Here is a 25,581-nt window from a genome sequence, read left to right as displayed (position 1 = left end):
CCCCGGACGACGCCGGGGCCGTTCCCGCTCGCGCGACTTTCGCCGGTCAGCTCAGTGTCTCGGCCAACATGCCCGGCTCGTACGAACCCGCCGGGTTGCGCACGATCACGTTCATCCGGTTGGCCGCGTTGACCAGGGCGACCAGCGCGATCAGCGCGGCGATCTGGTCGTCGTCGTAGTGTTCGCGCACCTTGGCCCAGGTCTCGTCGGACACGCCGGTGTGGGCGTCGGCGAGCCGGGTGCCCTCCTCGGCGAAGGCCAGCGCGGCCCGCTCGGCCTCGGTGAACCCGACCGCCTCGCGCCAGGTGGCGACCAGGTTGAGCCGGGTGGGGGACTCACCGGCCGCCGTGGCCTCCTTGGTGTGCATGTCGACGCAGAAGGCGCAGCCGTTGATCTGGCTGACACGCAGTGCCACCAGCTCCTGGGTGGTCTTCGGCAACGACGACGCGCTGATCACCATGCTGGCGTTGGCGAACCGCTTGCCGAACCTGACGGCGATCTCGTTGGTGAACATGTTGAATCGGGGTTCCATGACTTTCTTCCTCACTCGTGGGGTCGTGTGTTCGGCGCGCCGACGAACACCAGATGCCGGCGCCCCGCTCCCCATGACAGCGAATCGGTGTGACGTGGAACACCTGATTCGGTGTCACAGAACGGCGAGGTTCGGCGTCTGGAGGGAAAGAACCGAAAACGAGTGGGAGTGATCCATGTCCGGGACGTCGCGAACCGTGCCCGATGGCGGTCGAGGTAACGAGGACGACCGCCCGGACATCGCCACGGAAGCCTTCCTCGCCCACCGCAACCTGCTGTTCACCGTCGCCTACGAGATGCTGGGCTCCGCCGCCGATGCCGAGGACGTCCTGCAGGAGACCTGGTTGCGGTGGGTGGACGTCGACCTCGGCACGGTGCGGGACCAGCGCGCGTACCTGGTGCGGATCACCTCCCGGCAGGCGCTCACCCGACTGCGTACGCTCGGCCGCCGCAAGGAGTCCTACGTCGGTTCCTGGCTGCCCGAGCCACTGCTCACCACGCCCGACGTGGCCGAGGACGTCGAGTTGGCCGACAGCGTCTCGATGGCGATGCTGCTGGTGCTGGAGACGCTCAAACCCGTCGAGCGGGCGGTGTTCGTGCTGCGCGAGGTGTTCGACTTCGGTTACGGCGAGATCGCCGAAGCCGTCGACAAGAGTCCCGCGACGGTTCGGCAGATCGCCCACCGGGCGCGAGAACACGTTGCCGCACGCCGGCCCCGCGGAGTCGTCTCCGCCACCGAGACCCGAGATGTCCTCCGGGCGTTCCAGCGGGCTGTCGAGACCGGCGACGTGCAGGGCCTGCTCGACATTCTCGCGCCCGACGTGGTCCTCATCGGCGACGGTGGCGGGATCAAGCAGGCCGCGCCGCGCCCCGTCGTGGGGGCGGACAAGGTGGCGCGCCTGCTGGGGGCCGGGCTGGGCAGGCTCGCCGCCCGCTTGTCGTTGCGGCCGGCGCAGGTCAACGGCCATCCGGCACTGGTCTTCCGGCTCGACGGTGAACTCGACAGCGTCGTGGCGGTCCGTGTCGAGGACGGCCGCATCACCGGGCTCTACGCCGTGCGCAACCCCGAGAAGCTGGTACGCATGGAACGGGAGACCGCGCTGAGCCGCTGATCCGGGCTCGATACCTCCACCCTGTTCGCCCGTCTGCCGACGACCTCCTCCCGCCGCCGCGTCCGCTCGGTAAGGACGGGTGCCTCTTCGGCCGGTGCCGGGGGCGCGGTCGAGGCGGCACGACGACACCGGCCGAACGCGGTGTTGCCGGACATCCGGATGCCGGGGCTCGACGGGCTGTCCGCCGCCGCGTCGCGGAACTCCCGCCCCGGACGGGACGTACTGGCCGCACTCGGTACCGGACTGTCCAACGCCGACATCGAGCGGGCGCGGTGAAGGCCACCGTCAGTGCCATCCCGCGCCGGCCGGGTCGGGATCACCCGGCGCGAGCCGTCCCGAGGTAGTAGCCCGCTCCCCGCATGGTCTGGACCACGTTGGGAGGCCCGAGTTTGCGCCGAAGCTGCCGGATCACCACGTCCAGCACGTTCGACGTGGGCGACACGAGCTCGTCCCAGGCCGCCGCGACCAACTCCCGTCACGGCACGAGCCGACCGTCGGCGGCCAGCAGCAGCCGCAGCACCGTGAACTCCCTCGGCGTGAGCGACAGGGGGACCCCACCCCGGCTGGCCTCGTGCCGCTCGGGGTCCAGCTCGATGTCGAGCAGCCGCAACGGCGCTGCCGTCGGGGCCTCGATCCTCCGACAGAGACTGCGCACCCGCACGAGCAGCTCCTCCATCGCGAACGGCTTGACCAGGTAGTCGTCGCCCCACCGCAGACCGTCGACGCGGTCGCTCACCGTGTCCCGCGCGGTCAGGAACAACACCGGCACCGACCAGCCCCGCCGCCTGCGCTCCGCCACGTAGGCGAGCGCGTCACCACCGGGTAACATCCGGTCGAACACGGCACAGTCGTAGTCGTTGACGCTCACCGCCTCGTCGGCGGCGGCGAGGTTCTCGGCGACGTCGACCGCGAACCCGTCACCGCGCAGGGCACTCTCCACCGCCACCCGAAGGTTCTCGTCGTCCTCGATGACCAGTACGCGCACGACCAGACGGTAGCGGGCGCCGTCGTAGGCGGTCACGAGCCGAGCCAGCCCCGCCGCGCCGCCTTGGCCCCGGCCTCGAAACGACTCCGGGCCCCGAGCCGCTCCAACAGCCCCGCCACGAGCCGCCGCACCGTCCTCACGGAGATCCCCAGCATCGTCGCCACCGACTCGTCGGTGCGCCCCGAGGCCAGCAGGACCAGAACCTCACGCTCGCGCGGAGCGAGGTCGTCGGCCCCGGCGTCGGCGCCGCCCGGGGGCGCGGCGGACTCCCACACCCGCTCGAACAGCGCGACGGCGGCACCGACGACGCTCGGCAACGTGAACAGGGCCGCCTCGCCCGCCACGTCACCTCCCGCCCCGGGAAGCACGGCGGCGGTACCGTCGATCACCAGCGCCGCCAGCGGAACCTCCGGCGCGGCCCGCAACTCCACGCCCCCGCACGTCCAGGCCTCGACCAGCCTGCGCCCCTCGACGCTCGCCAGCGTCCGCTCCGGAAGCAACACCCGATACCGGACCCCACGCGCGAGGTTCGCCAAGTGCACCCGCCGTGGGCGAGCGAGCCGACCGTTCACCCGTCCCGAGGCCACGCTCACGCAGACCTCGCGCGCGGCGTGCGCGAGGGTCGCGTCGACGTGGTCGCGCACGCCCCCCGACGCGAACACCGGAGGCACGACCGCCATGCGGGCCAACGCGGAGCCGGACGACGACCGAGTGGACGGTCCGGCCAGTGTCGCAGTGGACATCGCAGTCTCCCCTTCCCCTTTGCCCCGGCACCGGCGAGGCAGTTTGCTGCCAGCCGGGCCGAAGCCGCGATCCGTTCCGGATTCCCGCGTTAGGCTGCTGCGGAAGCGGCCTGGAGGTGACCCGGATGCCGACACGATGCGGGATCGAACATGAGGATTCGATGACACACGTGCCCACCCGGCGAGTCCTCGTGGTCGAGGACGACGAGAACCTGCGCGTGGCCGTCACCGCCGAACTGGGCGGCAACGGGTTGGCAGTCGACACCGCGGGCGACCTCGCCGACGCGGCGGAAGCGGTGGCGGCCCCGCCGACGGTGGCCGCCGTGCGCGCGCTCGCCGCGCAGGTCGACCACGCCGTGTGGGCGGCCCCGCGCGACCCCGACGGCGGCGACACCGCCCGCGCCTGGGCGACCGTGGACACGATCCGTCGTGGCCTGGCTCGACGGGGATGGCGCGCCCGGCTCCGGGCGGCACTCGACCACCGGACGCTGCGCGCGCCCTGACCGGCCGATCACAGCGAGCAGGTGGCGCCCCGGATCGCGCGCACCTCACTGGCGTACACCCCGGCGCCGTCGGTGCCGTGGACGAGGAAGCAGTACCGCGACATGGGATCGACCTCGACACGGTGGCTGGTGCGGTCGCGGACGTACACGGTGTCGACCTCGCCGCCCTCCACGGCGACGATCACCGCGTAGTGCAGCGGGGCGTCACTGTGCCACGACAGCTCCACGAAATGGCCGAGATCGACGGGTTCCTCCAACGTCACGGTCACCGCGCGAGCCGGGGATGACGACGGGGGAGTGGTCGATTCCCGAATCTCGGCTGGAGCGGGTTGCACGACGACGTCCCGAGGCCGGTAGGCGAGTAGCAGCAGGACACCCACGACGAGCATCATCACGCACACCACCGCCGCTACGAGCGGACCGGGATGCAGCCGCCACCGACGGCGCCGGGCCGGGCCGGTGACCAGAATGGGCTCGCCGAGATCGGTGGGAAGCGGGGACACCGGACGTTCGACGTCCGCGCGAATCCGACGCAGGCAAGCGGCGACCTCCGCCGCGCCGGCGGGCCGGTCGGCGGGGTCCTTGCCGAGCAGACCCAGGATCAGCTCCGCGAACGGGGAGGGCACGTCGGAGCGGCCGAGCGGGGCCACCGGCTCGCTCAGGACACGCAACGCGTACGCGTCGTCCGATTCCCCGTGCCCGCGCGGATGCGGCAGCCGCCCGGTCAGGGCGAAGTACAGCGTCGCGCCGAGCCCGTACATATCGGACCGTTCGTCCAGCGTGCCGTCGCGCAGCGTCTCCGGCGCGGCCGCGCCGTGGAACAGGGAGCCGGGAGCGAACCGGCGCCGCAACGCGGTGCCGAAGTCGGACAGCACGGTGTCGCCGGAGCCCCGGAACAACACGTTGGCGGGGCAGACCCCGCCGTGGACGACGCCGCGGGCGTGCGCGGCGGAAAGGGCCTCCGCGAGATGCTCGCCCAGGATGAGCGTCTCGGTCACCGGCCTGCGCCCGGAGCCCTCGACGAGCTCGACCAGCGACTGCGCGCACAACTCCATGCGCAGGCCCGTCCGACCTTCCGAAAGCCGCTCCACGGAGTCCGCCACCAGCACGGGGGCGTGGTCGCGAAGCGCCTCCAGAGCGGCGATCTCGCCGCGCACCGCGCGGAGGGTGCGCCGATCGAGCGGCTCGGGATAGACCTTGAGCGCGAATCCCGCGTCGTCGCGCACCCCGGCGTACACCTCGGCGACGGGGCCCCGCCCCACCGGTACCAGCTCGTCGTCGTCCGTGGTCACCGCGGCCTCCCCGGCTTTCAGCCTCACCGTGTGCATACCGTTCGCGAGGTCCGAGTGTGGCACGCCGGGTGCGGTGCGTGAGCGTTGTTAGTGGTGGCCACTTACCTCGCGAGCGATGCGCTCCAGCTTGTCGTGGTAGTTCCGCCACCAGGCGGCGTCCCCGTGCGGCAGGTTCGCGTGCTCCCGACGCAGCCCCACGGAGCCGTCGACGAGCTCCCGCACGATGTCCGCGTGCCCGGCGTGCCGCTGGGTCTCGGCTATCATGTGGACCAGTACGGCGTGCAGCGTGGTGCGAGCCCGGTCGTCGGGCCAATGAGGCACTACGCCGGGCGAGTCGAGGTCCAGCTCGGCGATGACACGGTCCGAGTGATCGCACACCCGCCGGTACAGGCCGACGATGTCGTCACGGGACTCCTCGGCGGTGGCCCACATGTCCGCGTTGTCCTCGGCGTCCTCCGACAACCACGGCAGGTTCGGCTCGAACGGCCTGTCGAAGGTGAGGGCGAAATACCCGACCTCGCAGCCGGCGAGGTGCTTGAGCAGACCCAGCAGGTTCGTGCCGGTGGGCGTGAGCGGACGCCGGACGTCGTACTCGGACAGGCCGTCCAGCTTCCACATCAGCGCCTCGCGCGCCGACGTGAGGTAGTGGTGGAGGACGGACTTGGGATCACTCGGGTGCATGTCGGCATCCTGCCATCGGCCACCGCCGGAAGGCAGCGATTTCGCGGTGGGCGAGTAGCGGCCGGACGCGCCCGGACCGGCGTCGACGTGGCCGTTGTGTCCAGGGTTACCGGTCGGTGAGCGCGGTCACCAGCTTCGGTAGGTTGTCGTACCGAACCGTCGGATCGTCGCCGCAGGAGAGCCCATGACCGAAGCCGCCCGCTCCGCGGAAGCCCACCCGTTCGACGACGCCGTCGCCCTGAAGCCCGTGGCCGAGGGCGTCTACAACGGACGTACCCACCCCGCGTACGCCAACATGGTGGGCCCCTTCGGCGGCATCACGGCGGCCGCGATCGTGCGGGCGGTGCTCGACGACGCCCGGCTGCTCGGCGACGTAATCTCCCTCACAGTCAACTACGCCGCTCCGGTGGCCGACGGGGCGTTCGAGATCAGCCTCACCCCGGTGCGCACCAACCGCTCAACCCAGCACTGGACCGTCGCGCTCACGCAGGACGGGGTGGTGACCACCACGGCGACCGTCGTGACCGGCATCCGCCGGGACACGTGGTCCGACGCCGAGATCACCATGCCCGACGTGCCCCCGGCCGACGCCGTGCCGGTGCGGCCGATGCCCGACTTCGTGGCCTGGGCACGCAACTACGAGATGCGCTACCTGGAAGGCGAACTACCCGACGCGGACACCGGCGCGCAGCCCGACTCCACCACCACCCTGTGGGTGCGCGACCAGCCGTCCCGCCCGCTCGACGTCCCGGCGCTGGCGGCGTTGTGCGACGTCTTCTACCCGCGCATTCTCCGCCGCAAGGGCACCTTCGTACCCGCGGGCACGGTGTCGCTGTCGTCGTACTTCCACGCCACCGCCGAGGTGGTGCGGGCGCAAGGGGACCGCCCGGTGCTCGCGACCGCGCGAGCCGGGGTGTTCGGCGCCGGTTACTTCGACCAGTCGGCCCGGCTGTGGAGCGCCGACGGGGAGCTGCTGGCCACCAGCCATCAGTTGGTGTACTTCAAGGGGTGAAACTCCCTCCGGGTGCGGCGTACGACGGGAGGCGAGCTGTTTAGCGGAAGTCCTCCCCGCCGCCGCTCGCCGCGAGACGTCCGCGACCGCTCGGCCACCCACGGGGCGCCGATTCGCGGGGCGACCGGGAATTCCACGGCTTCCCGGCGAGGCGAGTAATTTCTCTGCGATCCCACCGACCAAGGAGAAACGATCACTGATGTCGGCTGAGACCGGCCGCAGCAGACAACTTCTGGCGCGTATCGGGCTGACCTTGCTCGACGACGCTCCCGAGCGGTGGCGACGAATCGACCTCCAGTGCCGTGCCGTCGCCGACGTCCACGACGTGACCTTGACCGTGTTGCTGGAGGACGGTTCGCAGCCGGACATGACGCTCCCGCCACACGTCGTGGACGACCTGTTGGAGGTGCGGCGCCTGACGTACCGGCCCGACATGGGAGCCTGGTTCTCGATGCGCTACCTGCTCGATCCCCCCGCTCAGATGTACGTCAAGTACAACTACGACTGGGATCCGAAGTGGAGATCGTGGAGATCGCCGATCCCGGCCGAGAGCTGGGCGCGCGACCTGGAGGCGTTTCCGCGCCCGGAGGAGAACATTCCGGATTGGCTCGCGGAACGGATCGCCGAGGCGAACCGCGAGCGGTGAGGGGGAACACGGTGGCCAAGGGGAGAGCTCCCATCGGGATCATGGAAGGCGATCCCGTCGAGCAGAATCGAGTCTGGGCAGACGTCATCAACGTCGTCTCGTTCTCCGTCCCCGTCGACTGGAGCCAGGTGGTGATCACCTACCGGGCCGTCGGGGACCACACCGAGCTCGTGACCATGGTGCGCAGAGCCACCAACGGCGACCTCTACCCGTGGCAGCCGCCGGAGGAGGTCTCCGAGCTTCTCGCCGAGCTGCGGGCGGGCATGTACCGCCGGGGCCGGGGCACGTGGTTCCAGGTCACCACGCACATCCATCTCAACTCCGAATGCGACTATCGATACACCTGGGACGACCGGCCGTCGTGGGACCGCGAGCCACCGGTGTCCGCCCTGCTGCGGGAGTTGGAGTTGTTCCCACGGGACGAGTCGATGGTTCCCGCGTGGCTCGCGGACGCGGTGGGCCGGCCGACGATCGCCATGCTGGGCGGAGAGAAGGATTCGCTCCGCAGGGCGGAGGAGGCGGTGGCCGAGCTGGGACTCGACCCCCGGTTGGCTCGGGTCGGCGAGGTGGCGGACGGCGCGTGGTGCCTGGTGCGGGAGGACGGGCGGTGGCACGTCTTCCTCGCCCACGGCGAGCAGCGTCGCGCCTCGGTCGCCTTCGACTCGGCGGCCGAGGCGACTCGTTATTTCGTCGGTAACCTGTACCTGCACCGCGAGGCGTTCCGGGACGAGTTGCCGCCCGACGCCAAGCGGCACATCGACGAGTGGCCGATCCAGCCCCTGGGCGGTGACATCAAGCTGACGTTGTACAAGGGCAAGCGGTTGGTGACGCTTCCGCCGGGGACGGAACTCGATCGCTACGGGGACCCGTCGGGGAACACGCTGTACGCGGCCGGGACGGAGTTCCCCTATCGGTCGCACCCCGAAAGCCGGGCGCGGGACGAGTACCACGTCTACCGGCTGCGGTACGCGGTCCGGGCGTTGACGGGCACGGCGGTGCCGTGGTTCGACCAGCCGGGCGGGGGTGTCGCGTTCCTGCTGGAGCGGCCGGTGGCGGACCTCGTGGCCGAGGGAGTGCTGGAGGAGATCCCCCACCCCACACTGCGGCCACCCGCGCCGTCGGCGTCGTGATCACCGAGAACGAGGAGCCCATGACGAACGCATCGGCACCTCTGGACGAGCGGCAACGCGACGAGCTGGTGACCCGCGCCGGGGAGTTGCTCGCCGAGACCGCTCCGCCCGGATGGACCCAGCTGCTGTGCGAGTACCGCGGTGTCGGCACGCACACGGAAGTCGACGCCATGGCCTTCGACGCGGAGGGTTCCCCGCTGCCCGTGCGCCCTCCCGCCGAGGTCGCCGACCTGCTCGGACGGCTGCGGACCGGCATGGCCGAGCCGGGACGAGGAACGTGGCTGAGCGCGACGGTGACCGTCGATCCGTCGGGAGCCGCCTACGCCGACTTCGCCTACTACACCCAGCCACGGTGGCGGAGCAATCCGATGCGGGAGGGCTTCCGGGACGAGTTGCGGATACATCCGCGCGATGACGCCCACCTTCCCGCGTGGCTGCGTCGGCTCGCGGGGCTCGTCCCCGCTCCCGGCGCGGAGATGTCCGAGGCTCGCGAGGAGTTACGCGCGGCGAAGGTCTACGACGGATTCGACGAGGACGGCCGGCCGGTGGTGAACCGGACCCCGTTGGACCCGACGGAGAAGGACCGGGTGCTGCGATACCTGAGCGAGGCGCCGACGGTGCTGGCGGCGTGGAGCTACGACACGGACGCGTTCGACCCGGAGCGCCCGCCGTCGGTGCCGTTGAACGTCCGCACCGACGGGACGTGGGTGTGGCCGGACTCGGTGGCGTACTACCTGCGCGAGCACGACGTGGCCCCGGATCCCGAGCTGCTCGCCCACGTCCGGCAACGGGACTACGTGGTGCCGGAGGTGGGGGAGGACGTGCGTCAGCGCGTGGTCGAGCTGATCGCCGGGCGACGTCTGTGAGGCCGGACCGCGGGACGATGCACCGGGCACTGCGCCGAGTCGGCTCGTGGGGCCGGAGGAGCCCCCACGAGCCGACACCTCAGCGCCGTAGTGCCTTGCGGGCCAGCCAGTTGCCCAGGAACTGCACCGCCTGCACCAGGATGATCATCAGCACCACGGCGACGGCCGTGACCGTCCAGTCGAACTGCTGGTAGCCGTAGGTGATCGCGAAGTCGCCGAGGCCGCCACCGCCGACCGCACCCGCGACGGCCGTCATGTCCACCACCGCGATGAACACGAAGGTGTAGCCGAGGATCAGCGGCCCCAGGGCCTCCGGCACCAACAGCGTGGTGATGATGCGGAGCGGACTCGCCCCCATCGCGCGGGCCGCCTCGATCACGCCGGGATCGATCGTGACCAGGTTCTGCTCCACGATGCGGGAGATACCGAACGTGGCGGCGATGATGAGGGCGAACGTCGCGGCGGTCGTGCCGAGCTGAGTGCCCACGACCTTGATGGTGAGCGGGCCGATCGCCGTGATGAAGATGATGAACGGGATGGGCCGGATGATGTTCACCGCGACGTTGAGCACCGTGTGCACGACGCGGTTCGCCCACAGCCCACCGGGACGCGTGGTGTAGAGGAGGATGCCGAGCAGCAGCCCCAGGATCCCGCCCACCACGAGGGTGGCGCTCACCATCCAGAGGGTTTCGCCGATGGAGTCGACCAGCACGGGGCCGAGCGTGTCCCAGTCGGTGTTCACAGCTTCACCTCCTGTACCTCGGTGACCTCCCGCAGCTCGGTGATCAGCGCGTCCACTCCGGCGTCCTCACCGATCAGCTCCAGCGTCAGGCCGCCGAACGACTGGCCGCCCAACTCCTTGATGCCGCCGTAGACGATCTCGAAACTCACGCCGTGCCGGGCCTGCGCGCTCGACAGGACCGCCCCGATGTTGCGGTCGTCGCGGACGCGGGCGGTGACGAGTCGTCCCGCGTGCCTGGTGCGGATACGTTCCAGGTTCGCGCCCTCCGGCTGGTCCTGCAGCACCGTCTCCACGAACCGGCGGGTGGTGGCGTGCTGCGGGTTGGCGAAGACGTCGATCGCGGAGCCCTGTTCGATGATCCGGCCGGAGTCGAGCACGGCGACCCGGTCGGCGATCTCGCGGACGACCTCCATCTCGTGCGTGATCACCATGATCGTGACGCCGAGCTCGGTGTTCACCCGCTTCAGCAGCCGCAGCACGTCGGCCGTGGTCTCCGGGTCGAGCGCGCTCGTGGACTCGTCGGCCAGCAGGATCTTCGGGTTGGTGGCCAGTGCCCTGGCGATGCCGACGCGTTGCTTCTGACCACCCGACAGCTGATCCGGGTAGTGCCATGCCTTGTCGAGGATGCCGACGAAGTTCAGCAGTTCCGCCACGCGCTTTTCGATGTCGGGCTTCGACCACCCGGCGATCTTCAAGGGATAGGCGACGTTGCCGAACACCGTCCGCGAGCGCAGCAGGTTGAACTGCTGGAAGATCATGCCGATACCGCGCCGCACTTCCCGCAGCTTCCGCTCGCTCAGGGCGGTGATGTCCGTGCCGTCGACGATCACCTGACCGCTCGTGACCTTCTCCAGCGCGTTGACCAGCCGCACGAGGGTGCTCTTGCCCGCACCGGAGTAGCCGATGATGGCGAACACGTCACCGGCGTTTACGGTGAGGTTGATGCCGTCGAGCGCGGTGACCCGACCGCGGCCCGCCGTGGCGAAGACCTTGGTGACGTCTCGCAGTTCGATGAGAGGCGCCGCCGTCATCGCTTCGCCGTCCGAACCGTGTCCGAGAGCTTGACGAGGATGTCCTCCAACTCCTCCTGCGAGCGCTGCACCGGCACGGACGTGCCGCGCGACTCGGCCTTCAAAGCCTCCTGCACTTCGGGGTGGTGGAACAACTCGACGACCTTCCGGTAGGTCGGGTTGTCCTTATCCTCGGCGCGCGCCGCGACGATGTTGATGTAGGGCTCGGCGGCGTCGCTGCGCGGGTCGTCGGAGAACAGCGCCTTGGCAGGGTCGAGACCGGCGTCCATGGCGAAGCCGTTGTTCACGATCGAGGCGTCCACCGAGTCCAGCACGGCCACGGTCTGCGCGGCGTCTACGGGGGTCACCTCCACCTTCGAGGCGGCCTTGTCGATCTCGGCGGGCGTGGACAGCACGGTGCCGCCGTTTTTGAGCTCGATCAACCCCGCCTGCTGGAGCACCAGCAGGGCCCTGGCCTGGTTGGTGGGGTCCTTGGGGATGGCCACCATGCCCCCCGCGGGGATCTGGTCCACGGAGGTGTGCTTGCGCGAGTACAGCGACAACGGCACCACGTAGGTGGAGCCGATCGGCGTCAGGGTGTCGTCGCTGGAGACGTTGTAGTTGGCGAGGAACAGTACGTGCTGGAACAGGTTCAGATCGGTCTGGCCCTGCGACAGCGCCGGGTTCGGCTGGTTGTAGTCGCTGAAGTTGATCGTCTCGATCGTGATGCCCTCGTCCGCGGCGACGCGGGTGAACGTCTGCCAGTAGTCGGACCCGGCTTCGGTGGTGCCGATGCGCACCGTCACGTTCCCGGCGCCCCCGTCGTCGGAGTCACCGCCCGTGAACACGACCGTGATCGCCACCAAGGCGGCGACCAGCACGACACCGAGCGCGATGAACGGCCCCTTCGAACGTTTGGGGCGTTCGGGCAGACGGATCTCGTCGCCCGTGTTGTCACTGCCGTGTGTGTCTGCCATGTCACCTTCCCGGAACTACTTCGCACGCGCGTCGGGGTGGGTACCGCGTGCGTGGCGGGTTCCAGGGTGTGGCAACGACGGAGAGCCCGGAAAGTCGTCTCACACGGTGGTCAGGTGAGCGCGAGAGATACACCACAGTGGAGTGGCGGGGAGCGAGCGGACGAACCCGCCGTGACCGCCCGAACGCGGTACGTGCCGCACCCGGTCGGCTCGTCGTCGAACGGCTCGGGCGCGTGCGGCCACCAGCGTAGTCGCGGCGCGGTCGAGCGGGTCCGTCCGCCGGAGGAATGTCGTTAGCGCGAGGTGGTCACGCTCACCGGAGTGGTCAGCACCCTGTCGTGGCCCACGGTCCGCACCGGACCGGTCAGTTCGAACGACGCCGAGCACGGCAGGTCCGCCACCGAACGCCCCACGTACACGTCGATCCGTCCCGGCTCCACGATGCGGCGCAGGTCGCGCCCGGTGAAGCTCGTGCGATCGGCGTGCAGGGTGAAAGTGACCCGTGCCGTCTCACCCGGTTCCAGGTCGACGCGGGCGAAGCCGGCGAGTTGCCGGACCGGCCGCGTCACCTGGGCCTGCACGTCGTCGAGGTAGAGCTGGACCACTTCGGAGCCCGCGCGGTCGCCGCTGTTGCGCACGTCGACGCTGATGTCGAGGCTGCCGTCGGTGGGCACTCGCTCGGCGCTGAGGGTGAGGCCGTCGTAGTCGAACGTCGTGTACGACAGTCCGTGTCCGAACGGGAACGCCGGGGTCGGGTCGAGGTTGCTGATGCCCTGGCTGTTGCCGCCCAGCGGCGGGTGCAGGTAGGTGGCCGGCTGCCCGCCGGGGTGCCGGGGAACCTGCACCGGAAGGCGTCCCGACGGCGTCGTGCGTCCGGACAGGATCGAGGCGAGCGCGGCACCGCCTTCCTCGCCGGGCATGAACGCCTGCACGACGGCGGCCGCGCGGTCGGCGTGCTCGCCGAGCGCGTAGGGGCGTCCCGAGACCACCACGATCACCACGGGGGTCTTCGTGGTCAGCAACGCGGCCAGCAGGTCCTCCTGCACGCCGGGCAGTCGCAGGTCGGGGGCGTCACAGCCCTCGCCGGAGGTGCCTTCGCCGAACAACCCCGCCCGGTCACCCACGACGGCCACGCACACGTCGGCACCCTCGGCGGCGGCCACGGCCTCCGCGATGTGCGACCGGTCGTCGTCGTTGACCGCGCACCCCGGAACCAGCTCGATCTCGGTGTCCGGCAACTCCGTGCGTAGGGCCTCGGCCAGCGACGGCACCTCGATCCCGAGGTCCAACTCGGGGTACCGCGGCAGCACGTGGTTCGGGTAGGAGTAGCAACCGAGGAAGGCCAGCGCGTCGTCGGCGCACGGACCCACGAGCGCGACCCGGCGGTGTTCGCTCGCCAGCGGCAGCACCCCGTCGTTGGCCAACAGCACCACCGACCGCTCGGCGATCCGGCGCGCCAGCTCGCGGTGCTCCGCCGAGTCCAGGTTCACCGAGGAGTCCACGTCCGACTCCGGTGTCCAGTCGGGATCGAGCAGACCGAGCTCGACCTTCTGCCGGAGTACGCGCAGCGCGGCACGGTCGATCAGCGCCTCGTCGACCTCCCCGCGGCGCACCCGTTCGATCAGCTCCTCCCCGTAGCACAGGGCGTCGGGCAACTCGACGTCGATGCCCGCCCGAAGGGCGAGCGCCCCGGCGTCGGCGGCCTTGTCGGCGACCCGGTGCATGGTCGCGAGGAAGGCGATGGCCCAGTAGTCCGACACCACCGTGCCCTCGAATCCCCACTCGTCACGCAGGACCCCGGTGAGCAGCGTGGGATCGGCGGCGGCGGGCACGCCGTCGACGTCGACGTAGGAGTTCATCACCGAGCCCGCGCCCGCGTCCCGCACCGCCATCTCGAACGGCGGGAGGATGATGTCGCGCAGCTCGCGGGGCCCGATCGACACCGGAGCGTGGTTGCGCGCGGCCCGCGAGGCGGAGTAGGCGGCGAAGTGCTTCAGCGTGGCGATCACGCCTTCGCTCTGCAGCCCGCGGACGTAGGCGCTGCCGAGCATGCCCACGAGGTAGGGGTCCTCGCCGAGGGTCTCCTCGACCCGGCCCCACCGGTGGTCGCGCACGACGTCCAGCACCGGCGAGAGTCCCTGGTGGACACCCACCGCGCGCATGTCCGACCCGATCGCGGCCGCCATCCGTTCGACGAGCTCGGGATCGAACGTGGCCGCCCACGCCAACGGCGCCGGGTACACCGTCGCACCGTAGGTGGTGAACCCGGTCAGGCACTCCTCGTGGACGATCGCGGGAACCCCGAGCCGCGTGTTGTCCACGACGTCCCGCTGGAGTTTCACGACTCGTTCCGTGCCGTCGGCCACGCTGATGGGCGCGGTGCCGAACGCGCGCGTGATGTGCCCGAGACCGTGCCGACGACGCTGCTCGAACGTGGCCGCACCTTGCGAGAAGACGTCCTGCATGGGCGCGACGTTGCCGTTGAGCTGCTCGTTGCCGGGCCACGCGCTGCCCAGTTGCGCGACCTTCTCCTCCAACGTCATTGCGTCCAGGAGGGCCTGCGCGCGCCGCAGCGAGTCGGCCGATGTGTCGTGCCAGGGCTTGGTGGTCATCGTTCTCCTCGTCGAGGTGCTGTCGAGTCACGCACGACGAGCTGGGTGGCCAGCTCGACGTGGTGGGAATCCAGGGACTCGCCCGCCGCCAGCCGGAGCAGGGTGCGAAGTGCGACCCGGCCCATGTCGAACAACGGCTGCCGGACCACGGTCAGGGCGGGCGTGGCGAGCGTGGCCAGGATGGTGTCGTCGAACCCGACCACACTGAGGTCGTCGGGCACGCGCAGCCCGCGTCGGCGGGCGGCCTCGACCACGCCCAGCGCGGTGGTGTCGCTGGCCGCGAAGACGGCGGTGGGTGGTTCGGGGGCGGACAACAGCTGACTGCCCATCTCCAGCCCGGCGGGGTAGCTGAAGGGGCCGTGCAGGGTCAGCTCCGGGTCCGGTGAGATGTCCGCCTTCTCCAACGCCGCGCGGTAGCCGTGCAGGCGGGCCTGCCCGCACGCCGCCCGTACCGGCCCACCCGCGAAGCCGATCCTGCGGTGCCCGAGGCACAACAGGTGTTCGGTGGCGGACAACCCGCCGGAGAAGTTGGTGGCGCCCACGCTCGTGACGTCCGTTCTCGGCAGGTTCAACGGGTCGATCACCACGAGCGGCAGACTGGCCTTGTCGAAGGCGTCCACCTGTTCCTCGGTCAGCTCCGAGGTGACGATGATGATGCCCTCGCGGCCCGCGGCCTTGAGACGGTTGGCCCAACCTTCCGGAGTGGATGCCCACGCCGGTTCGCCACTTCCCGTGGGGATGCGGTTGACCACGACGTCCACCCCGGTTTCGGCGCCCGCCTCGGTGACACCGCGCAGTACTTCCAGCGAGTAGGGGCTCACGAGGTCGTCGAACACGAGGTCCACGACCCGTGCGGGAGTTATGCTGCGTCGACCGACCGGAGGGACGTAGCCGAGTTCGCGAGCGGCCTCCTCGACCCGGAGACGCGTTGCCGCCGCCACGTCACCGCGGCCGTTGATGACCTTGGACGCAGTGGGGAGGGACACGCCCGCGGCCTCGGCCACCATCGCCAGCGTCGCTCGCCGCCGGGTGTTGGAACCACTCGGCACCGCAACCTCCGTTTCGTTTTTCGAAAACTTTCGATCAACTATAGCTGAAAATCGTGGGAAGTCGACTCTTGACCTTGCTGTATCCCCCTTCTAGGGTGCGTATCCACACCATAAGTTTTCCGAAAAGTTTCGGACCTTCGACGAGGAAGGTGCGTCATGGCACTGGGTACGAGACGCGCGGCACTGCTCGCAGCGGGTGCGGCGGCGGTCCTGACCCTGTCCGCCGCCTGTGGCACGAGCGGGCCGGGTGGGTCGGGAGCGAACGCCTGGGCTCTCACGGGCGGGGACGAACAGACCATTCGCAGCTCCTTCGAGTCGTGGAACAGTGACCATCCCGACCACGCGATCAACGCGGAATTCTTCGCCAACGACGCCTACAAGCAGAAGATCCGTACCTCCATCGGTGCGGGCGGCGCACCGACGCTGATCTTCGGCTGGGGCGGCGGCACGCTGCGCGACTGGGTCGACGCGGGCAAGGTCGTCCCGATCTCCGAACTGGTCGAGGACGAGACCGAACTCACCGACCGTTTCCTGCCCTCGGTCCTCGACACCGGTGTCGTGGACGGTAAGACCTACGCACTGCCCAACAACGGCATGCAGCCGGTCCTGCTGTACTACAACAAGAAGCTGTTCGACCGGATCGGCGCCGAACCTCCGAGCACGTGGGACGAACTCATGGATCTCGTCCCCCGGTTCCAGGAGGAGGGCATCGCCCCGTTCGCCATCGGTGGCCAGAGCAGGTGGCCGCAACTGATGTGGCTGGAGTACCTGGTCGACCGCATCGGCGGCCCCGAGGTGTTCGACGCCATCGTGGCGAACGAGCCCGGCGCGTGGTCCCACCCGGCCGTGAAGCGCGCGGGGGAGATGATCCGCGAACTCGTCGACGCGGGCGGATTCATCAAGGGATACAACTCGATCGCCGCGGACAGCGGTGCCGACGCCGCCCTGCTCTACACCGACAAGGCCGCCATGTACCTCATGGGATCGTGGGCCTACCCGTCCATCAAGGACTCCGCCCCGGAGTTCATCTCCGACGGTCACCTCGGCTACACGACGTTCCCCACGGTCGAGGACGGCAAGGGAGACCCCGCCAACATCGTCGGGAACCCGGCGAACTACTGGGCGGTGAGCGCCGACGCCTCCGAGAAGGAGAAGGAGGCCGCGACGCAGTACCTCACCGAGGGACTCATGAGCGACAGCTACGTCGACACGCTTCTGGAGAACGGCTCCGTGCCCCCGGTGAAGGGCATCGACAAGAGACTGTCCACAACGGATGACCCCGACTACCTCTCGTTCGTCTACGACCTGGCCGCCCAGGCGCCCAACTTCGAACTCTCCTGGGATCAGGCGCTGTCCCCGAAGCAGGCGGACGCCCTGCTGACGAACCTGGAGCAGCTGTTCAGCGGGCAGATGTCCCCGGAACAGTTCTGTGAAGCAATGGACTCCACGATCGAACAGAAGTGACGACAGTGACCGATTCACGGCTGTCCGACTCCGGTGCGGGTGCCCGCCGCGGCGGGCCCTCTCCCGTCATGGCGGCGCCCGCGCTGGTGTTCTTCGGCGTATTCGCCCTGGTGCCCCTGGTCGGGGTGGTGGCGCTCAGCTTCGTGTACTGGGACGGCATCTCGGAGATGACGTGGGCGGGGCTGGCCAACTGGTCGGACGTGCTCACCGACCCGGCCACCCTGAACGCGATCTGGCTCTCGGTGCAGGTCATCGTGTTCAGCTGGCTGGTGCAGACCCCGATCTCGCTCCTGCTCGGCGTCTTCGTGGCCGGACGAGGCCGCTATCGCGCGCTGCTGGGAGTGCTGTACTTCCTGCCGATGTTGCTGTCATCGGCGGCCATCGCCATCGCCTTCAAGGCGCTGCTCGACCCCAACTTCGGGATGAGCCTGGCGTTCGGCGCCGAGTCGCTCGCCAAGGACTGGCTCGGGGACGAGAGCCTGGCGCTGTACGTCGTGGTGTTCGTCATCGCGTGGCAGTTCGTGCCGTTCCACACCCTGCTCTACCAGGCGGGCGTGCGCCAGATCCCGGCGTCGCTGTACGAGGCGGCGCAGCTCGACGGCGCCGGCACCATCCGGCAGTTCTTCCACATCACCTTGCCGCAGCTCCGCTACACGATCATCACGTCGTCCACGCTGATGACGGTGGGGTCGTTGACCTACTTCGACCTGGTGTTCGTGTTGACCGGCGGCGGGCCCGGCGACGCGACGCGGATGCTGCCGTTGCACATGTACCTCACCGGGTTCTCCAGTGACGAGATGGGCAAGGCCAGCACCCTGGCGGTCCTGCTCGTCGTCACCGGTCTCGCCTTGGCCCTCGGGCTGTCCCGCTGGGCGAGCTTCCGTCGCGGTAGTCAGTTGGAGGGGGCGTGATGGCGGCCGGTGTCCGAAGCAGGGCCCACCGCAGGCCCAACGTGGTGGGTGGACTCGCCGGGTTCGCGTGGCTGCTCGTGGTGATCGTCCCGGTGTACTACGTGGTGATCACCAGCCTGCGCGACCAGGAGGGATTCTTCTCGTCCAATCCGCTGGTGCCGCCGGAGGAGCCCACGCTCGACAGCTACCGGCTGGTGCTGGAGAACGACTTCCTGCGCTACCTCGGCAACAGTGTGGTGGTGACGCTGGCGACCGTGGCCATCACCGTCACCGTGTCGCTGCTCGCCGCGTACTACGTGGTGCGGGCCGACACCAGATTCTCCCGCCTGACGTACCGGTCGTTCCTGCTCGGGCTCGCCATCCCGTTGCAGGCCACGATCATCCCCGTCTACTACCTCATCGTCCAGGCGCAGCTCTACGACACGCTGCTGGCGATCATCCTGCCGTCGGCGGCGTTCGCGATCCCGCTGACCGTGGTGATTCTCGCGAACTTCCTACGGGACGTTCCGGGGGAGCTGTTCGAGTCCATGCGACTTGACGGCGCGGGGCACTGGCGGGTGGTGTGGAGTCTGGTGCTGCCGCTCACCCGGCCCGCCGTGGTCACCGTGGCGGTGTACGACGCGCTCCAGGTGTGGAACGGCTTCCTGTTCCCGCTGATCCTCACGCAAAGCCCCGACCAGCGGTTGCTGCCCCTGGCGTTGTGGAGCTTCCAGGGGCAGTTCACGGTGAACATCCCGGCCGTGCTCGCGGCCGTGGTGCTGTCGACCCTGCCGGTGCTCGCGCTGTACATCCTCGGCAGGCGCCAGCTCGTCAGCGGGTTGACGGCGGGCTTCAGTCGCTGAACGTGGTGTGTTCGTCCCGGCCGACCGTGTCGCGATCGTGACACGGTCGGCCGGATCGCATCGGGGTCGCGCGCCCATACGCATGTATAACGACCTATACGGTCGGGCTCGGTGACACGCACGTAAGGGGTGGCGAGCCGCGCGGTGGCCGACGCGGGACAATGGGCGCCGAGTCGACGACAGCGGAGGAAACGACAACATGGCGAAGGCCGCCGAGCCACCCTCAGGAACCCGAGACTTCCTCGCGGACGACGTGCGTCGCCGCAAGGCCGCGTTCGACACGGTGTCGGGCGTGTTCGAGCATTACGGGTTCGACCCGCTGGAGACCCCGGCGTTCGAGCGGCTCGAAGTCTTCGCGGGCAAGCTCGGCGACGAGGCCAGCGCGCTGATCTTCAAGATCCTCAAGCGTGGTGTGCACGAGGCGACGGGCGAGGCCGACCTCGCGCTGCGCTACGACCACACCGTTCCCCTGGCCCGCGTGGTGGGCACGTACGGCAGTCAACTGCCCTCGCCCTACAAGCGCTACGCGATCGGGCCGGTGTGGCGGGCCGACCGGCCCGCGAAGGGACGGTTCCGGGAATTCACCCAGTGCGACATCGACACGGTGGGGTCGGCCTCACCGCTGGCCGACGCCGAGATCCTGTGGGCGATCCACGACGGACTCACGGCGCTGGGCGTCACCGACTTCCGGATGTTGGTGAACAGCCGGAAGGCACTGCACGGCCTGCTGGAGGCCTACGGCATTCCCGAGGAACGCGGCACGGCCGTGCTCGGCACGCTGGACAAACTGGACAAGCTCGACGCCTCGGCGGTCGTGGCCGAACTCGTCGAGCGGGGCCTGGACACCCGCGTCGCCGAGGAACTGGTGGGCGATGTGACCGCCGCCGACACCGACCGCGTGCGCAAGCAGCTCGACACCACCGAGCGCGGACGCGAGGGCCTGGCGGAGATCGACCGGCTGATGCAGCTGACGGCCGGCCTGCCCGACGACCGCGTGGCCTTCACGCCACGCATGGTGCGGGGTCTCGACTACTACACCGGCCCGATCTTCGAGGTGGTGGCCGAGGGCTATCCGGGCTCCATCGCCTCGGGTGGGCGCTACGACGGGCTGGTGGCCAAGCTGGGCGGCCCCGACCTGCCCGCATGCGGCGGTTCCATCGGCCTCGAACGCATCCTCGCCGTCCAGGCGGCCGACGCGGAGAAGACCGGGGGACTCGACGTCGCCCTGACGGTCCTCGGCGCGGAGGACACCGTGATGCGCATGGCCGCCGACCTGCGCGGCCGGGGCCTGCGCACGGGCGTCTACCTGGGAACGTCGGGCAAGCTGGGCAAGCAGCTCAAGTGGGCCAACGACCAGCGGGCGCGTACGGTGCTCATCTACGGGCCCGAGGAACAAGCCGCGGGCGAGGTCACCGTGCGCGACATGACCAGCGGAGAGCAGGTCCGCGTGCCGGTGGCCGAGGTCGCCACGCGGGTACGCGAACACCTCGACAGCTGACGAGGCCGCCCGCGCCGCTCAGCGGGGAAGGCGTTGCGCCTGCATGCGCGCCCGCGCCCGGCGGGCGGCGCGGCGAACTGTGGACCGCCGCACCAGCACGAACGGAATCGCGAACGTTGCGGTGGGCAGGGTCGCGAGGAGGGAGTTCGCAAGGGGAATGTGCAGCGGGACGTCATATGTGATGGTTTGCAGTAGGTACAGCACGGCCGGGAGCGCGCTGATTCCGAGGCTGATTACCAGCCCGGACCGGTCGAGTCGCCTCCGCCCGGAGGGCGATGCCAGCAGCCCGAACAGCAGCACAGCTACGAGTGCCGGAAAGATCAACAAAAGAATTACGCCGAGGAAGACGGTCACGACATACGCTTGGAAGTAGAGGTCGATGACCCAGATCGCCACGGGAAGCGCGAATTGCGGGACACCACCGAGAGGTTCCCCGGTGGTGCGCCGTCCGATGGCGATGTCGGCGATGGTGAGTAGCGCCAGCGGTGGTAGGGCATGGCCGGTGAACACGTACATGGTGTCCGTGGGCGAGAGCAGGTTGTCGTACGGCACCCACCAGGCGGTGAGAACAGCGGGGAAGCCGAACCCGAGCACGAATGAGCCCCAGAATCGCGCCCGCTCGGTGCGAAACGGCCGGAAGAACACGATCAGGCTCGTGAGCACCACGGGAACGAACTCGGTGAGGCGCAACCTGTCTTGCGGTACCGGCGCCTCGATGGCCCCGTTGAGGAGGAAGGCGCAGAGGTAACCGGCAATGCCCGCGAGCGTGGAGCCGAGGATGAACTCGATGGGCAGTGGTTGATCGTTTTTCTCGCCACGCGCGGGGGTCGTAGGCGCGGGCGGCGCCACGGGCCGGGTCGGCGGTTCGTCCGTCGCCGCCACCGCGCCGGGGGAGACGCTCGGTGGGGGCGGAGCGCCCGCGGACGTCGCCACCGGCATGGTGACGGGGTCGCGGTCCGGGGTGAACGAGTCGAGCAACTGAGCCGCCGTGGGGCGCGCGGCGGGGTCCTTCGCGAAACACGGTTCGAGCACCGCGCGCAGGCGGGGCGGAACGCCGTCGAGGCGCGGCTCGCCGTGGGCGACGGCGTAGAGGATCGAGGGTAGTGAGCCCGCCCCGAAGGGGCCGTTGCCGGTCGCGGCGAAGACCAGCACGCCCGCGAGGGAGAAGACGTCGCTCGCGGGGCCGACCTCGCCCGCCTCGACCTGTTCGGGCGACATGAACCCCGGCGTGCCGATGGCGACGCCCGTAGCGGTGAGGGTGGTCTGGTCGAGCACCCTGGAGATGCCGAAGTCGATGACCCTCGGTCCGTCGGTGGAGATCAGGATGTTGCCGGGTTTGAGGTCGCGGTGCACCACGCCCGCGCCGTGCACGGAGACGAGGGCTTCGGCGAGCGCGGCCCCGAGCCCGAACAACTCGCTTTCCGGCAGCGGTCCTTTCTCCCGCACGTATTCCGCGAGGGTGGGTCCGGCGATGTACTCGGTGGCTACCCAAGGTCGTGGGGCGTCGGGATCGGCGTCCACGACGCCGGCGGTCCAGAAACCGCCGACCTTGCGCATGTTCGCCACCTCGTGGCGGAACCGGTCGCGGAAGGAGTGCTCCTCCGTAAGCCCCGACGAGACGAGCTTGACGGCGACGTACCGCCCACTGCGGGAGCGCCCCAGATAGACGGTGCCCATCGCACCCGACCCCAGTCGGCCCAGCAGCGTGTAGTTGCCGACGCGGACGGGATCGTCATCGGTCAGCGGCTGCACGAAACCCCCAGCTATCTCACGGATACCCTCGATTATCTCATGGATCCGATGCAGCCTAGTCGATGAGCATCGCTCGCGGAGAGATTTCGCGCGGAGGTCCGAAGTCGTGCGCTCGCGGCACCACCCCCGGAGAGGGGATCGAGCCCGCACTCGCCGGCACCGTGCCGAGCCGTCGGACCGCGACGTGACAGCGGATCGTCTACCGGGGCGGTCTTGTGCTCACCTCGTCGCGGGCGGAACGCTACGCGCCCGGCTCGGCCCCGGTTACGTCGTCACGGCGCTCACCGTGGGAGCGGGGCGGGCACCTTTCTCGGTGCCCGCCCCACCATCGGACTTCGCGGAGGTGGTCTTCGCGGGGCTTTCCGCCGGGCCGGGTGAAGGGCTCTGCTCGACCTGCACCGGGCGGCCGACCCCGCTCCCGACTCCGCCGGGACACGATGGTTTCGGCGCCCGCTGCGGCCGCGCGTGATCGGGCCGCGCTACGACCCCGACCGTGATCGCGACTTCCGCGTCGAGGCGAGGCCGCTCGCCGACAGTCCGGATGTCGTCGGGCACCTGCCCCGCCTCACTCCGGCCACGCCCTTGGCGTGATCCCGCGGCAGGACCGCGTCCTCAGTCCTGCTTGGCCGGCTCCGTCTCCTCGGGCCCGGCCGGCTCCGTCTCCGCTGGCTTCTCCATGTCCAGGGTCGTGCGCAGCGGCGCGGGCTTGAGCAGCAGCGCCGCGATGACGCCCACCACCGCGATGGCCGTGGAGATCAGGAAGATGTGACCCGTGGCGTCGCCGTAGGCCGTCTCGACGATCGTGCGGATCGGCGCCGGCAACGCGTCCAGGTTGAGGTTGCTCGCCCCACCCGACGCGGACGCGGGAACCCCCGCCTCCTGCAGGCCCTTCGCGATGTCGGCGCTGACGCGGTTGGCGAGCACCGCGCCGAGCACCGAGATGCCGATGGTGCCGCCCAGCGACCGGAAGAACGTGATCGACGCGCTCGCGGCGCCGACGTCACGCAGCGCGACCGTGTTCTGCACCGCGAGCACGAGGTTCTGCATCGACATACCGACGCCGATACCCATGGTGGCGAGCCCGGCGAAGACGATGAGCAGCGACGTGTCGTGCTTCAACGTCGACAGCACACCGAAGCCCGCGACCAGGATCACCGTGCCGGCCACGATCTGAGCCTTGAGCTTGCCGGTGCGGCTGACGACCAGGCCCGACACCGTGGAGGAGACGAGCGTCCCGAGCATCATCGGGATCATCAGCAACCCGGCCTCCGTCGGGGTGTACCCGCGGCTGACCTGGAAGTACTGGCCGAGGAACACCGCACCGCCGAACATGGCCATACCGACCGCGAGGCTCGCCAGGATCGCCAGCGCCGGGGCGGGCTGCCTGATCACCGCCAGCGGCAGCACGGGCTCGGCCACGCGCGACTCCCACCACACGGCCACGGCGAGGATCACGAGCGCCGCGCCCACCATGGCCGCCGTCTGCCACGACACCCAGTCGAAGGAGGAGTCCACGAAGGTCACCCAGATCAGCAGCAGGCTCACCCCTGCCGCGAGAAGCGTGGCTCCCACGTAGTCCACCTGGACGTCGTCACGGTCCCGCAACACGGGCAGGTGCAGGGAGCGCTGCAGGACGATGAGGGAGAGGGCGGCGAACGGGACACCGATGAAGAAGCACCAGCGCCAGCCCATCCAGGACGTCTCGGTGATGAGACCACCCAGCAGCGGCCCACTCACGGTGGCGACCGCCATGACGGCGCCGAGCAGACCGTTGTAACGGCCGCGCTCCTTGGGCGGGATCATCGCCGCGATGATCGTCTGCACCAGTGCCTGGAGGCCCCCGACACCGAGGCCCTGGAACGCACGAGCGGCGATGAGCTGGCCCGCGTCCTGCGAGAAACCGCTGAGGAGCGAGCCGACGAGGAAGATGCTGATTGCGACCTGGACGAGGACCTTCTTGCTGTAGAGGTCGGCGAGTTTGCCCCAGATCGGAGTTGACGCGGTAGCCGTCAGCAACGTCGCCGTGACAACCCAGGTGTACTGGGTCTGACTACCGTTGAGCGCCCCGATGATCCTCGGAAGCGCGGTGGACACGACTGTCGCGCTGATCATCGAGACGAACAGCACGAGCAGGAGGCCGAGCAGCGGGCGGAGCACGCTGCCGCGGTCGGCCTCGTGTCGCGAGGACAGGGTCGAGGAAGTCACGCAGCCTCCGGGCTGTGATTCACGGAAGATGGAAAGGGAAGGCAACCGAGACATGGTTGCCATACGCAACTATCCCGGTGAGCTTGCCCACTGTGCAAGTTTGCGCGTTGAGAAACACATCACGTCTCGGCCTACCATTGCGGGCGTGGAGACAGTGCTCGGGTTGCGGGAACGGAAGAAAATCGCCACAAAGCTCGCATTGCACGAGGCGGCGATGCGGTTGTCCGTGGCGCACGGTTACGACACCGTCACAGTGGAAGCCATCGCCGACGCCGCCGGAGTCTCCCGTCGCACGTTCTCCAACTACTTCGCCAGCAAGGAAGAAGCCATGCTTCACGGCGACGGTATGCGACTCTACTCGCTGCTCGACGCCGTGGCCGCGCGGCCGGAGGACGAATCCGTGTGGACGGCCCTGCGGGAAGGAGCCAACACGGTGTTGCGCGATCTCCAGCGGCGACGCCCCCGCCGCGACTTCCCCGACTGGCTCACCCAGGCGCGGGTGATCCGCTCGCACCCGGCACTGGTCGCCGAGCAGGTCGCGACCTACGCCTCCTTCGAACGCACGCTCGCCGTGGAGATCGACCGCCGGTTGCCGCCGGAGAGCCGGTCGGCCACCCACGCGCGGGTGCTCGCGGCCTGTTTCCTCGCGGCCGTGCGGGTCGGCACGCAGGCATGGCTGGACCACAACGGCACGGCGCCGGTGTGGGAGTTCATCGAACAGGCCCTCCTCGAAGGGGGCCGGGCATTTCCGTGACCCGGCGTCCTCCGCGGGTACGCCTTCGACGAGGACGAAAGGAGGCCTGTCATGGCGGAGTTCAAAAAGGGCGACCGCGTGCGGTGGGAGGCGGGCAACCAGAGCTCGGTCGGCACCGTCGAGGAAAAGATCACCTCCGACACCGAGGCGGGCGGGCGCACGGTCAAGGCGTCGAAGGAACACCCGCAGTACTTGGTGCGCAGCGAGAAAACCGGCAAAACGGCCGTGCATCACCCGGACAAACTGCACCGGGTCGACTGAGGC

At 69.5% G+C, this 25,581-nt stretch carries 24 protein-coding genes and 1 pseudogene; 13 read left to right on the top strand and 12 right to left on the bottom strand.

The features are described 5' to 3' along the window. Nucleotides 1–46: 46 nt before the first annotated feature. On the bottom strand, nucleotides 47–532 hold the full coding sequence (locus SACGLDRAFT_RS12915; protein ID WP_005465211.1) for a carboxymuconolactone decarboxylase family protein: 486 nt from the start codon (nucleotides 530–532) through the stop codon (nucleotides 47–49). A 175-nt stretch (nucleotides 533–707) separates the two neighbouring features. On the opposite strand from SACGLDRAFT_RS12915, the gene SACGLDRAFT_RS12910 reads away from it, so the two are divergent. Further along, nucleotides 708–1,643: an RNA polymerase sigma-70 factor gene (locus tag SACGLDRAFT_RS12910; RefSeq protein WP_005465210.1), complete on the top strand. Its 936-nt coding sequence runs from the start codon at nucleotides 708–710 to the stop codon at nucleotides 1,641–1,643. 141 nt (nucleotides 1,644–1,784) lie between these two features. Next, on the top strand, nucleotides 1,785–1,919 hold the full coding sequence (locus SACGLDRAFT_RS22945; protein WP_269727184.1) for a helix-turn-helix domain-containing protein: 135 nt from the start codon (nucleotides 1,785–1,787) through the stop codon (nucleotides 1,917–1,919). Nucleotides 1,920–1,959: 40 nt separating this feature from the next. On the opposite strand, the pseudogene SACGLDRAFT_RS12905 reads toward SACGLDRAFT_RS22945, so the two are convergent. Beyond that, nucleotides 1,960–2,628, bottom strand: a pseudogene (locus SACGLDRAFT_RS12905) (response regulator transcription factor). 32 nt (nucleotides 2,629–2,660) lie between these two features. Next, a complete protein-coding gene (locus tag SACGLDRAFT_RS12900) occupies nucleotides 2,661–3,371 on the bottom strand; it encodes a helix-turn-helix transcriptional regulator (protein WP_005465208.1) in 711 nt (236 codons plus the stop codon). 170 nt (nucleotides 3,372–3,541) lie between these two features. On the opposite strand from SACGLDRAFT_RS12900, the gene SACGLDRAFT_RS23000 reads away from it, so the two are divergent. Then, complete coding sequence (locus SACGLDRAFT_RS23000; protein WP_332306636.1) at nucleotides 3,542–3,874, top strand: response regulator; 333 nt, start codon at nucleotides 3,542–3,544, stop codon at nucleotides 3,872–3,874. Nucleotides 3,875–3,882: 8 nt separating this feature from the next. Here the strand turns inward: SACGLDRAFT_RS23000 and SACGLDRAFT_RS22755 are convergent, their stop codons facing one another. Continuing rightward, nucleotides 3,883–5,166, bottom strand: coding sequence for a serine/threonine-protein kinase (locus SACGLDRAFT_RS22755; RefSeq protein WP_040919950.1), 1,284 nt, complete (start codon nucleotides 5,164–5,166; stop codon nucleotides 3,883–3,885). Nucleotides 5,167–5,253: 87 nt separating this feature from the next. After that, nucleotides 5,254–5,847 carry a DinB family protein gene (locus SACGLDRAFT_RS12885; RefSeq protein ID WP_005465205.1) on the bottom strand — a complete coding sequence of 198 codons (594 nt, stop codon included), beginning with the start codon at nucleotides 5,845–5,847 and terminating at the stop codon, nucleotides 5,254–5,256. A 184-nt stretch (nucleotides 5,848–6,031) separates the two neighbouring features. Here SACGLDRAFT_RS12885 and SACGLDRAFT_RS12880 point away from each other — a divergent pair, with 184 nt between their 5' ends. The 4 genes from SACGLDRAFT_RS12880 to SACGLDRAFT_RS12865 all read left to right on the top strand — a co-directional run bounded on the left by SACGLDRAFT_RS12880 (nucleotide 6,032) and on the right by SACGLDRAFT_RS12865 (nucleotide 9,501). Then, the gene (locus SACGLDRAFT_RS12880; RefSeq protein WP_005465203.1) at nucleotides 6,032–6,859 is read left to right on the top strand and encodes an acyl-CoA thioesterase; all 828 of its coding nucleotides are present in this window, start codon (nucleotides 6,032–6,034) and stop codon (nucleotides 6,857–6,859) included. Nucleotides 6,860–7,058: 199 nt separating this feature from the next. Then, entirely contained in the window at nucleotides 7,059–7,505 is a 447-nt protein-coding gene (locus SACGLDRAFT_RS12875) for a hypothetical protein (RefSeq protein ID WP_005465200.1), read from the top strand. Nucleotides 7,506–7,516: 11 nt separating this feature from the next. Then, nucleotides 7,517–8,635 (top strand): TNT domain-containing protein, encoded by a 1,119-nt coding sequence (locus SACGLDRAFT_RS12870; protein WP_005465199.1) that lies wholly within the window; start codon nucleotides 7,517–7,519, stop codon nucleotides 8,633–8,635. A gap of 20 nt (nucleotides 8,636–8,655) precedes the next feature. Beyond that, entirely contained in the window at nucleotides 8,656–9,501 is an 846-nt protein-coding gene (locus SACGLDRAFT_RS12865) for a hypothetical protein (RefSeq protein WP_040919945.1), read from the top strand. Nucleotides 9,502–9,580: 79 nt separating this feature from the next. Here the strand turns inward: SACGLDRAFT_RS12865 and SACGLDRAFT_RS12860 are convergent, their stop codons facing one another. The 5 genes from SACGLDRAFT_RS12860 to SACGLDRAFT_RS12840 all read right to left on the bottom strand — a co-directional run bounded on the left by SACGLDRAFT_RS12860 (nucleotide 9,581) and on the right by SACGLDRAFT_RS12840 (nucleotide 15,891). Continuing rightward, nucleotides 9,581–10,243 (bottom strand): methionine ABC transporter permease, encoded by a 663-nt coding sequence (locus SACGLDRAFT_RS12860; protein WP_005465196.1) that lies wholly within the window; start codon nucleotides 10,241–10,243, stop codon nucleotides 9,581–9,583. After that, on the bottom strand, nucleotides 10,240–11,274 hold the full coding sequence (locus SACGLDRAFT_RS12855; protein ID WP_005465195.1) for a methionine ABC transporter ATP-binding protein: 1,035 nt from the start codon (nucleotides 11,272–11,274) through the stop codon (nucleotides 10,240–10,242). Before SACGLDRAFT_RS12855 ends, SACGLDRAFT_RS12860 begins: the two co-directional genes overlap by 4 nt. Next, on the bottom strand, nucleotides 11,271–12,230 hold the full coding sequence (locus SACGLDRAFT_RS12850; RefSeq protein WP_005465193.1) for a MetQ/NlpA family ABC transporter substrate-binding protein: 960 nt from the start codon (nucleotides 12,228–12,230) through the stop codon (nucleotides 11,271–11,273). Before SACGLDRAFT_RS12850 ends, SACGLDRAFT_RS12855 begins: the two co-directional genes overlap by 4 nt. 293 nt (nucleotides 12,231–12,523) lie before the next feature. Then, complete coding sequence (locus tag SACGLDRAFT_RS12845) at nucleotides 12,524–14,842, bottom strand: beta-xylosidase/alpha-l-arabinosidase (protein ID WP_005465192.1); 2,319 nt, start codon at nucleotides 14,840–14,842, stop codon at nucleotides 12,524–12,526. Further along, nucleotides 14,839–15,891, bottom strand: a complete 1,053-nt coding sequence (locus SACGLDRAFT_RS12840; protein WP_005465190.1) for a LacI family DNA-binding transcriptional regulator — start codon at nucleotides 15,889–15,891, stop codon at nucleotides 14,839–14,841. The genes SACGLDRAFT_RS12845 and SACGLDRAFT_RS12840 overlap by 4 nt, the downstream gene beginning before the upstream one ends. A gap of 156 nt (nucleotides 15,892–16,047) precedes the next feature. Here SACGLDRAFT_RS12840 and SACGLDRAFT_RS12835 point away from each other — a divergent pair, with 156 nt between their 5' ends. From SACGLDRAFT_RS12835 to hisS, 4 genes are all read left to right on the top strand, one after another. Then, complete coding sequence (locus SACGLDRAFT_RS12835) at nucleotides 16,048–17,355, top strand: ABC transporter substrate-binding protein (RefSeq protein ID WP_005465186.1); 1,308 nt, start codon at nucleotides 16,048–16,050, stop codon at nucleotides 17,353–17,355. Next, the gene (locus tag SACGLDRAFT_RS12830) at nucleotides 17,352–18,266 is read left to right on the top strand and encodes a carbohydrate ABC transporter permease (RefSeq protein WP_005465185.1); all 915 of its coding nucleotides are present in this window, start codon (nucleotides 17,352–17,354) and stop codon (nucleotides 18,264–18,266) included. Before SACGLDRAFT_RS12835 ends, SACGLDRAFT_RS12830 begins: the two co-directional genes overlap by 4 nt. Beyond that, a complete protein-coding gene (locus tag SACGLDRAFT_RS12825; RefSeq protein WP_005465184.1) occupies nucleotides 18,266–19,108 on the top strand; it encodes a carbohydrate ABC transporter permease in 843 nt (280 codons plus the stop codon). The genes SACGLDRAFT_RS12830 and SACGLDRAFT_RS12825 overlap by 1 nt, the downstream gene beginning before the upstream one ends. A 199-nt stretch (nucleotides 19,109–19,307) precedes the next feature. Beyond that, entirely contained in the window at nucleotides 19,308–20,606 is a 1,299-nt protein-coding gene (hisS, locus tag SACGLDRAFT_RS12820) for a histidine--tRNA ligase (RefSeq protein WP_005465183.1), read from the top strand. An 18-nt stretch (nucleotides 20,607–20,624) separates the two neighbouring features. Here the strand turns inward: hisS and SACGLDRAFT_RS12815 are convergent, their stop codons facing one another. Together SACGLDRAFT_RS12815 and SACGLDRAFT_RS12805 are read right to left on the bottom strand one after the other, a co-directional pair. Further along, a complete protein-coding gene (locus SACGLDRAFT_RS12815) occupies nucleotides 20,625–22,358 on the bottom strand; it encodes a serine/threonine-protein kinase (protein ID WP_005465182.1) in 1,734 nt (577 codons plus the stop codon). Between the two features lie 612 nt (nucleotides 22,359–22,970). Further along, nucleotides 22,971–24,563, bottom strand: a complete 1,593-nt coding sequence (locus tag SACGLDRAFT_RS12805) for an MDR family MFS transporter (protein WP_005465181.1) — start codon at nucleotides 24,561–24,563, stop codon at nucleotides 22,971–22,973. Nucleotides 24,564–24,708: 145 nt separating this feature from the next. On the opposite strand from SACGLDRAFT_RS12805, the gene SACGLDRAFT_RS12800 reads away from it, so the two are divergent. Continuing rightward, nucleotides 24,709–25,317, top strand: coding sequence for a TetR/AcrR family transcriptional regulator (locus tag SACGLDRAFT_RS12800; RefSeq protein ID WP_040919013.1), 609 nt, complete (start codon nucleotides 24,709–24,711; stop codon nucleotides 25,315–25,317). 51 nt (nucleotides 25,318–25,368) lie between these two features. Continuing rightward, nucleotides 25,369–25,578: a hypervirulence associated TUDOR domain-containing protein gene (locus tag SACGLDRAFT_RS12795; protein WP_005465179.1), complete on the top strand. Its 210-nt coding sequence runs from the start codon at nucleotides 25,369–25,371 to the stop codon at nucleotides 25,576–25,578. The last annotated feature ends 3 nt before the right edge of the window (nucleotides 25,579–25,581 follow it).

It is taken from the genome of Saccharomonospora glauca K62 (genome assembly GCF_000243395.2).
GTDB lineage: Bacteria > Actinomycetota > Actinomycetes > Mycobacteriales > Pseudonocardiaceae > Saccharomonospora > Saccharomonospora glauca.
The sequence above is the reverse complement of the archived record's forward strand: the minus strand, read 5'-3'. Positions and strand labels throughout refer to the sequence as shown.